The organism is Bartonella sp. AP4SXKL (genome assembly GCF_042195845.1).
GTDB lineage: Bacteria > Pseudomonadota > Alphaproteobacteria > Rhizobiales > Rhizobiaceae > Bartonella.
Map to the genome: position 1 here is coordinate 121,544 of NZ_JBHIPA010000002.1, position 10,092 is coordinate 131,635.

Below are 10,092 nucleotides of genomic sequence, written 5' to 3' on the forward strand. Positions count from 1 at the left end.
TTGTCAAAATCATTCCTGCTTGGCTGGCAAGTTTTAATCAGTGAGTCCAGCCTTTTTGTATTAAAAAAATTTCAAAACAGAGAGGGGATGTTTAAAAGGGTTATGATGTGTTATGCAAATAAGACGAAAAAATATCTATAAAAGCTGTGTAATTTTAAGTGCATTATCGGTCTGTATACCTTCATTTGTTTTTGCACAAAATAAAGATGGAAGTGCTGTCACTGAACTTAAACCAATCCTTATTAAAGGAAAAAAAATAGAAGATGCTTCAAATTCAATAACCATTCTGACTGATCGTAAGACCAACAAGAATATTGATGAAAGACAAATAACTGATGTTTATGATGTGAGTCGTCTTAATCCTTCCGTATCCTATAACTCAGAAAATAACAGTTTCGTTATTCGGGGTTTAGATGCAAACCGTGTTCTTATGACAATGGATGGTATTTCTCTTCCATGGTTTAATGATATATTCCGTGGTGGAGGTGGAAACACAACTTTTGATTTCAATGCTCTTTCTACGTTTGATACTATTCAAGGATCAGATTCTAGTCTTTATGGTTCTGGCGCCTTAGGGGGAATCATTGCGTTGCGTACCCTTGATCCTGAAGACCTGATCGTGGAAGAAAAGAATTGGGGAAGCCTTATAAAAGGTGGTTATAATTCTGTTGATAACAGCTGGCGCATCGATCAAGCTTTTGCTGTGCGTAATTACCAGACATTTTTACTTTTTCAAGGATCTTATGTAGAAGGTCATGAGCGCAAAAATATGGGAACAGTAGAAGGGTATGAGGAACGCACGCGCAAAAACCCTTCTCACTTTGATAAAAATAACTTGCTTTTTAAAATTCATCAATATTTGAGTGATAATCACCGCCTTGGTTTTACCGCAGAGCGTTTTGGTCATAATAGTAACACACATGAATTAAATTCGTCTAAAAGATACGCTCCAGGTTCCGTTTATGAGCAGGATAATAAACTTCGTGAGCGCTTTTCTCTTTCTTATAATTATAATGGTAATGGTGATGCAGTTCTTGATGCGTTTAATGGGCAGCTTTATTGGCAAAGGCAATCAAGTCGTTACGTTATGACAGGCGTTCGTGTTTCAGCTCCCAAAGGGGATTATTTGAGAGATAATTTCTTGCGTAATATCAATTATGGTTTCAATGCTGATGCCCTTAAAAAAGTGGATTTTGGCACTATAAACCATACGTTAAAGTTTGTAATGAATGTTTCGTCATCTAAATTTCATCACTATTTGTTAGGTAAAGACAATTGTCATATAAAAGAATACGCTCGGGGATGTCTTTTTGTTCCTGCTAATCGATCAGATTCACCAGACACAAATGGTTACAATTTAGGTTTTGTTTTTGAAGATGAAATTGGGTTGGTTGATGATCGTTTTCGTATAACACCGGGAATCCGGTATGATTGGTACAAATATGTTCCTCAGAAAACACCTTCTTATGAGAAAGCACTGATTTCTGATAAATTCCCTCCAGAAAGAAATGGTTCACGCTTTTCTCCTAAATTACGCGTGGAGTGGGATGTTCGTAATCAAGTAACGCTCTATGCTCAGTGGGCACAGGCTTTTCGTGCACCACGTATTTCAGAACTTTACGTCTCTTATATCAAACCTTCTGCTTATTACGTGAAAGGGAATCCTGATCTTCAACCAGAAACAAGCAATGGGTATGATGTTGGTCTACGGTATGGAAATGTAAATTTCGGTGGTTCCTTCAATGCCTTTTTCAATAAATATAAGAATTTCATAGATACTGAGGATAGAGGGCCATCAGAGGAATTTAGATTTGCGCGTCGGCATTACATGAATCGTTTTCACGTGCAAATTTTTGGTGTTGAGACAAAAGCCCATTTAGTTCTTAAAAATGGTTTTCATAGCAATGTTGCTCTTGCTTATTCACAAGGAAAAGATCTTGATAAAAAGGAGTATCTTAACTCAATTCCTCCTTTGAAAGCAGTTATCGGATTAGGATATGCAAAAGAGGTTTGGGGAAGCGATATTATCCTTACTTTGGCAGCTAAACGTGACAAAGTAGCCGGAGAATCTGATTACCAAAAAATTCCAGGATATCATGTCGTTGATATGACAGGGTGGTGGAAACCATTCGGTGAAACGGGACCTATTCTAAGAGCCGGTGTTTATAATCTTTTCAATACAAAATATTGGAATGTATCTGAACTTCCTTCAGGTAAAAGTTCAACACCAAAAGATTATTATAGCCAGCCTGGTCGTAACTTTAAGGTGTCGTTTGTACAAAAGTTTTAGTCACTTCTGTTAATTATTCGGTCAATAAAATCGTATTGATAAAAGGATTAATTATTGTGTTTCTATTTTCAACATCTTTAAAATTACAAAGATTTGGTAGAAAAGTTTTAATTCTTTCTGTTTTATCGTTTTTTGATTGCTCAGCTGTTGGCGATAGAGTGTTATTTTGTGATAGATTGAACTCTTAAAAGAATTTAATTTATTGCCTTGGAATTGTAAAATTTGAAAGTTAGTTTTTGAGTTAAGTAACATAAGGTAAATTCATGGCACATACAGCTGAAATGATTCTTCGTTTGCGTGAAGAAAAAAAAGAAATGCGAAACCGCGATTTTGCGGTTTCGATTGGTATATCTGAAGCGGAGCTTATTGCGGCTTATTGTACCATTGGAAAAGCAAAAAGGCTACAAACTGATGTTGCTACTCTCTTGGAAAATGCACCTCGACTTGGAACCGTCATGGTCTTAACTCGCAATGAATATGCTGTTCACGAAATAACGGGACGCTTTGAAAAAATTGTTCAAAACGAACATATTCCTATCACACTTGGTGAAATTGATTTGCGTATTTTTACAAAACAATGGAAGTTCGGTTTTGAATATGATGTCGTTATTCTTGGAAAACCTACAAAAAGTCTGCAATTCTTTGATCAACATGGCGTTGCTATTTTAAAGGTCTATTCTAAAGATATGACAAATATGGAAGAGTGGAATGAACTTGTTGAAAAGCTCCTTCTTGAAGATCAGTCTCCTGTTCTTAACATTCTTCCCGTTTCTCTCCCAGCCCAATGTGACATAACAGAATTGGATATTGAGAGTTTTCGGGATCGTTGGCGGAAAATGACAGATGTACACCAACTTCACAAAATTATTTCCGAATTTAAAATTAATCGACATCATGCTGTAAAATATGTTGGTAATGAATTTGCCGATGAATTACAGGTAAATGCTGTTGAAATAATGCTTAACCAAGTCGCACAACAAGAACTGCCAATCATGTGTTTTGTTGGGAATAAAGGGTGTATTCAAATTTTTAGTGGGACTGTAAAAAATATTAAGCAAATGGGACCTTGGCTTAATGTTCTTGATCCAAGATTTGACCTTCATTTACTCACGTCTGGGATTGCTAGAGTATGGCATGTTCGCAAACCTACCCGTGATGGTTATGTCAGTTCACTTGAAGTTTTCGATAAAGATGATGAGATGGTTATTCAATTTTTTGGCGTACGCAAGGAGGGTCAAAAAGAACGTGAAGATTGGCGTTCTTTATTGAATAGTTTGCCATCATGCCAAGAAAACAGCAGTAACTAAGATAAGATAAGGTTAGACATGTTCATATCTCTTTTACATAGGTTATCAAACCTTTTTCTTACGTGTTTACTGCTCTCTCTTACTTGTTTTTCTAAACAAGTAATTGCTGAACCTGCAACGCGTTTTCCTGAAAATGCTCGAATTGTTTCTATCGGCGGAGCACTTACAGAAATTGTCTATGCATTGGGAGCCCAAGATCAACTTGTCGCCCGTGATAGTACAAGCGTCTACCCACAAGAAGCGCTCAAGCTTCCTGTGCTTGGATATATGCGTGCTCTTTCACCTGAGGGGGTTTTATCACTTGCTCCAGAGGGTATATTGCTTGTTGAAGGAAGTGGTCCCGCTTCAACAATTGATATTCTCAAAAAAACATCAATACCTCTGGTGATCATACCAGAAGACTACTCCCGTGAAAATGTGATAGAAAAGATTCGCCTCGTTGGTCAAGCCATTCATCGGGAAGTGCAAGCCGCGGCGTTAATTGAGAAATTGAAGCGTAATTTTTTAGACAACGATGCGCGTTTGGCGAAAGTAACAACACCAAAGCGTGTTCTTTTTGTTTTCTCTGTGCAAAATGGACGCGTCATGGCATCTGGAACAGGTACTGCAGCTGATAGTATGATCAAACTTTCAGGCGCTATCAATGCTATCACCGATTATAAAGGATATAAACTTCTCAACGGCGAAGCATTATTGAAATCAGATCCTGATGTTATTTTGCTTGTAAAACATGGTGCAAGATCAACCAGCATTGATAAGATTTTAGCCATACCGGCAGTTCAAGCAACAACTGCAGCGAAAAATCATGCCATAAAACAGATGGATGCTATGTATTTTTTGGGATTTGGTCCACGTACTGCAGACGCATCAAGAGAGCTTATTGAGATACTTTATGGTGCACATCAAAACGGTAAGAGCTGATAAAAATGGTAGACGGTACATCCAAGATGCATTTACCTAAAGAAAAAGAAGGTAAAAAAATAAACCGTTCAAAGCAGGGAAAAATTTTATTATTAAGCTTAATAATATTCCTTATTTTCAGTATTTTTGGTGGGCTCTTGAATGGTGCAGCAAAGGTTTCTTTCGTTGATCTCCTCCATGTGATACTTACACAAGATTTTTCGCTAAGTAGTAAAACGCGTGATTACCTCGTGCTCATCGACATAAGGCTTCCCCGTGTTATCTTGGGATTATTAATTGGAGCAGCCTTAGCTGTCTCCGGTGTTCTTATGCAAGGGCTTTTTCGTAATCCTCTTGCAGATCCCGGAATTGTAGGTGTATCAGCAGGTGCTGGACTTGGAGCAGTCTTAGCAATTGTTGTCGGCATTGCTTTTCCTGTTTCTTTTGCACCTTTTCTAGAGCCTTATAAAGTTATCATAGGTGCTTTTTTTGGTGGACTTTTATCAACGATTATTCTCTACATAATAGCAACGCATAATAGCTTTACCTCTATTGCAACCATGCTGCTTGCAGGTATTGCTCTTGGTGCATTAAGCAGTGCTGTTGTCGGAACATTGATTTTTGTCGCAAATGACCAACAACTGCGTGATATCACTTTTTGGAGTCTGGGCTCTCTTGCGGGCGCTACATGGTTGAAAGTATGGCTTGTTCTCCCTTTTATCGTTATTGGTCTTCTTTTCTCTCCCTTTTTATCACGAGCACTTAATGCCCTTGCTCTTGGAGAAGCTGTTGCTGGCCATATTGGTTTCCATATTCAACGCGTCAAAAATATTGCTATTCCCCTTGTTGCTCTTATGTGCGGTAGTGCTGTTGCTGTCAGTGGTGGTATTGGTTTTATTGGTATTATTGTTCCTCATATTTTACGTCAACTCATAGGTCCTGATCATCGCTATCTCATTCCTTGCTCTGCTCTCTTGGGAGCAGCATTACTTATTTTTGCTGATATGTTTGCACGCTTAATTGTTGCCCCCGCAGAATTGCCGATTGGGATTGTAACAGCACTTTTTGGTGCACCTTTCTTTCTATGGATCCTTATATGCAAACGAGGAACAGACTTTTCATGATTGAAGCGACAAATATTTGTGTTCAGCGCGGAAAGAAGCAGATTCTTAAACACATTAATCTTCAAGCTAAAAGTGGTGCTTTTACCATTATTATTGGTCCTAATGGATCAGGAAAAAGTACTTTTATCAAAGCTCTGAGTGGTGAAATTCCTTACAGTGGAAAAATAACCTTAAATGGTTATAATGTATGCCAAACAAAAACTCATGTAATGGCAAAAATGCGCGCTGTACTACCACAATCAACAACGCTCGTATTTCCATTCTTAGTCCATGAAGTTGTAGGGCTTGGCCTTTCTGTAAACCAATTTAGCATTGCCAAAGCCGAATTGCAAAATCTTATCCAGAAAGCTTTAGAGTGCGTTGACCTTTCTGATTATGGCAACCTGTATTATCACCAATTATCAGGTGGAGAACAAGCTAGAGTACAACTTGCCCGTGTACTTTGCCAAGTCTGGAAACCTGTTCATAATGGGATTCCTCGCTGGATGATATTAGATGAACCTATTGCTAGCCTCGATATTCAACATCAAATCATCGTTATGGATATTGCTAAACAATTTGCTCATTCTGGTGGCGGCGTTCTTGCTGTTCTTCATGACCTCAATCTCGCGGCACATTATGCAGATAACATGATCTTGCTCAAGGAAGGTGAGATTTATTGCGAAGGAAATGCAACTAATGTGTTGACAACACAAAATCTCCGCAATGTTTATCATTGTTCTTTAAACGTTTCTGAATTACCTAAAGAAGATATCCCTTTTATACTCCCTCAAACGACATCCTCCTATGAAATTAGATCTCTAGGCTATCGGCTTCAATCTAAAAACTAAAGTCCATAGCAAAATAAAACACGCAAATATTCAAGAATCTTTTTTATTTTCATATGAACTCCTTTTTGTCATCTGTCATTAAAAAAGAAGACCAATTACCCTAAAGATATTTTTGGAAAAAAATACCAGTTTAAAATCTTTTAAGATTTTACGTAACTAAAAACATGTGAAATTTTATTTGCTATCAAACTGTTATATCATACAAATTTATACAACATAAACATGCGTTTTCCCACTCTTTCTATCACTTTTATCTTTATAAAAATGATTCAAGAAATGCGTATAAATGCCTTTGTTATAATAACGGGTGTATTATTATATCTTCTAAGGACCATATAGAAATCAAGTACCTTTCTCCCCTGCATAAAAGATTTATTTGTAACTTTAATGGTAATGTTTTCTTTATAATACATATATTTTAGCTTTTTGTATAAATAAATATTGATTTACAATGATATTTTTACTTTTCTCTCTCTATTAAAAAATTGTTTATTGGCATATCATAAAGAATTAACCTATTGAATAAAAACTTTAAAATAAACTCAATAACGCTTCTTGTAAGCCCCCTAATGCAAAAACAATGCGGAATATAGGGATGAGGAGAGAGTATAGAAATAGCGTTTGTCTTCTGCTTCATAAGCATAATGATGATTCCACTCAAAGGGGAACTATCATTTACAGATAAAGCCTCCTACCATGGCAATGCAAAGAAATGAAATCGACAACAAGGTGAGAAATCTCTTTATAAGATGAATTAACTCATACAGGGATATGCTATTTTTGTACAAAAAAACGCTAAAAATATTGTACTTTTTTATGCCTCAGGTTGAATAATTTTATTACCTTCCCCTATCAAAACACCTTGTGAAAAAATATATCTCCAGATCTCTTCACGGCACAGTTTAAATGATTTTTACACATTTTCCCTATGTTATCATATAATTATAAAATAAATTATATCCTTAACTCTTTCTTTCAATCATTTTAAAATTGTTTTTTGACGCTCTCAAGTATTCTATTAACAATATAGATTTCCTTTTCATATGCATAGAAAATAACGCGGAATTGCTCCGCGTTAACAAAATTATCAAGGTGTATAGATTATTATTACTTAAACATACTCATGATTTTATAGCATAGACAACGGTTGTATTAACAGGGCGCGTTTCTGCCTCACCCGTATGGGAAAGAGTTACCTTGTGTGTATGTGCACCAGCAGAAGCTGTTCTCCCTTTCAGGGTTGCATTATAAGTATAATGATTCGGGAGTCTCCCAATATCACCAACGGGCCATCCTACCCCTTGATACTCAAAATTATGCGCATGCTCGCCTGCGTTTTCAATACTCCCAATATGCGTATGTGATTTTATGCTATCTTGTTGTTCATCTGCAAACTTTCTACCACCATCTAAACCCCGACCATTATCAAAGCCGCGTAAAAACATGCCTCTAAAATCGGGAACTTTAAAAGTTTTATTGCTGTCTTTTCCCCATTTATCACCTATTGCCTCGAATAACTGCGGATAATCTTCACGCTTATAGGCCTTACCATCACATAAAAGCCAACCATTTGGCACATTTTGCATAGCAAATGTTGCAATGAATCCAGAGGGGAAACTTTCTATCTTTGGTGGTGTAGGGTTTAATAAATACCAACCCTCATGCTCTTTTATTAAAACACCATTATTATATACCATTTCATAAATGCCATCTGTTTGAAATTCTCCACCTTCTAATGGTATAACCCCCGTATCAGTGGCTTTATAGATAAGCTTTTCTCCTATATTATTAACAGTTATTGTTGTCACGCCAATATTTACACCACAAGCTTTAAAACGTATGACGATATCATTGTTGTATTTCTTTATAGGCGAAACTGTCTTTAAGGTAATTAATGTTGTTTTATCTTCCAAATTTACTATAAAGCTTGAATTAATAGATCCACCATTATCTGCAAGATATTCGCGCACACGCTGCATCATCGCCCGTGCACTATCATTAACAGAACTAGGCGGCTGTCCTTCTGCCCAATTAATGATACTATCTGAATAAGCATTTTCATCAGCCTTTAGAGACCAATCATAGATATTAGACATTTTAAATCCCCCATTATTTTCATAGTTTTTCTAACAACTTCTCGTTCTGTGCACTAAAATGTGCTGCCGCTGTTTATTGGTACATCATAACCACTGCACCATCCTTATTTACGCATTTTATCTCTCTTCACTCCTTCCAATTTTATAACCTAAATTCACCAGACGCTTTTCATAACATTAGTATTAATGCTTTCTCTTCTAATGTATAATGTAACCACCTCATCTGATGTTACTTAATATCTTGTTTTGTTGCTTTGCTGTTGTTATATAATTATTTTTTCAATCTTGCATCTTGTTGCAAAATTTATAAATACTTCCAAAATTTTTCTTATTATGGATTTCATATAACCATTACTGAATGTAATAACTTATCATCTACATAGAAAGTTTCTGACTTAAACATTATCTTTTTTTATTTTTTTCAATAGTTTAAATCTATCTCGTCGATATTTTATACCATATATTTTAAACAAAGAAATTCTATCTTTTGGCTATCATTTGTATTAAAACTTTAAAAATTAGCTTCAAATTTTTTGCATGCTTCATTATGTTTTTATTCACATGCAGATACTTTGTTCTATTTTATTCAATTGATTTCTGAAATTGTGTCACAAGATTAGCACCAATGTTTTTTTGAATAAGCTTTTGTTCAATCTAAATGTATCACAGAGAATATATTCAATATGGACATTTGCTCCACACTTTCATTAAACTGGAAATAAAATACTTTGAAATATTAAATATCACACACCTTCACAAAATTTGAAGGTTGTATCCGATCCGGAAAAAATTAAAAAGCATAACCTAGCGCCCTCCCCCAATTTTTATGAACAATATCCTTGTTTTTTAAACGCCCCATAACCAACTTTTCCCCTCCCACACTTAGCACACCTGCCTCTATATATTATTATATGTATATCTTTTTTGCAAGAACAATAAATCATTCTAAACAACATCTTGCAATTATTGGTGTTCTTTTTAATTCATGGCAATATCAAAAAGCATTCTCTAAACTGTTTTTCTAACTCATCTGCTTCATCAATCCAAACAAAAAATACGCTCCATCGATTTAACACTTGCTATACCCTTAACTATCAAAGAAAACACCTTACAAAATCTTGCATAAGTAGCCAGACAATTGGACTATCCATGGCTTGTTTTTTCCAAATAGAATATCCCCTCCACTCATTACCGACTTTATTTTCAGTGTTCTCTGCACCTTTAACTTCTATCTTCCTTTTAAAATACACATCATTTATTAGCTACACCCTTTACACGCCTTTACCAGCTCTAGATGGGATTATTCTTTACTGTTTTTGAAGCTATTGCTATATTTTCTAATGTAAGAAATATTTTCTTTAGGTAATAAAAAAACCAGTAATTTCAGACGTTATAGATGTATAACGCTATACATAATCTTACCATACATGAATGAAATGTGATCTACTCTACAAAAGATATAATACGTATTGATATGAATATATTGATGAATCCACAAAATAAACACACAAAAAGAAAGATGAAAATATGAGTTTTGGAGATCTT

6 protein-coding genes are annotated in these 10,092 nt (G+C 35.6%); 5 read left to right on the forward strand and 1 reads right to left on the reverse strand.

Going from position 1 to position 10,092, the window contains the following annotated elements:
• The first annotated feature begins 112 nt into the window (after positions 1-112).
• From ACFIMI_RS01725 to ACFIMI_RS01745, 5 genes are all read left to right on the forward strand, one after another.
• Entirely contained in the window at positions 113-2,290 is a 2,178-nt protein-coding gene (locus ACFIMI_RS01725; protein WP_375671827.1) for a TonB-dependent hemoglobin/transferrin/lactoferrin family receptor, read from the forward strand.
• Positions 2,291-2,553: 263 nt separating this feature from the next.
• Positions 2,554-3,597: a hemin-degrading factor gene (locus ACFIMI_RS01730; RefSeq protein ID WP_375638087.1), complete on the forward strand. Its 1,044-nt coding sequence runs from the start codon at positions 2,554-2,556 to the stop codon at positions 3,595-3,597.
• Between the two features lie 18 nt (positions 3,598-3,615).
• Entirely contained in the window at positions 3,616-4,518 is a 903-nt protein-coding gene (locus ACFIMI_RS01735; RefSeq protein ID WP_375649502.1) for a hemin ABC transporter substrate-binding protein, read from the forward strand.
• 5 nt (positions 4,519-4,523) lie between these two features.
• Positions 4,524-5,621 carry a FecCD family ABC transporter permease gene (locus ACFIMI_RS01740; protein ID WP_375668209.1) on the forward strand — a complete coding sequence of 366 codons (1,098 nt, stop codon included), beginning with the start codon at positions 4,524-4,526 and terminating at the stop codon, positions 5,619-5,621.
• Positions 5,618-6,451, forward strand: a complete 834-nt coding sequence (locus ACFIMI_RS01745; protein ID WP_375629313.1) for a heme ABC transporter ATP-binding protein — start codon at positions 5,618-5,620, stop codon at positions 6,449-6,451. The genes ACFIMI_RS01740 and ACFIMI_RS01745 overlap by 4 nt, the downstream gene beginning before the upstream one ends.
• A gap of 1,121 nt (positions 6,452-7,572) precedes the next feature.
• Here the strand turns inward: ACFIMI_RS01745 and ACFIMI_RS01750 are convergent.
• Positions 7,573-8,547, reverse strand: coding sequence for a tail fiber protein (locus tag ACFIMI_RS01750; protein ID WP_375611203.1), 975 nt, complete (start codon positions 8,545-8,547; stop codon positions 7,573-7,575).
• Between the last annotated feature and the right edge of the window lie 1,545 nt (positions 8,548-10,092).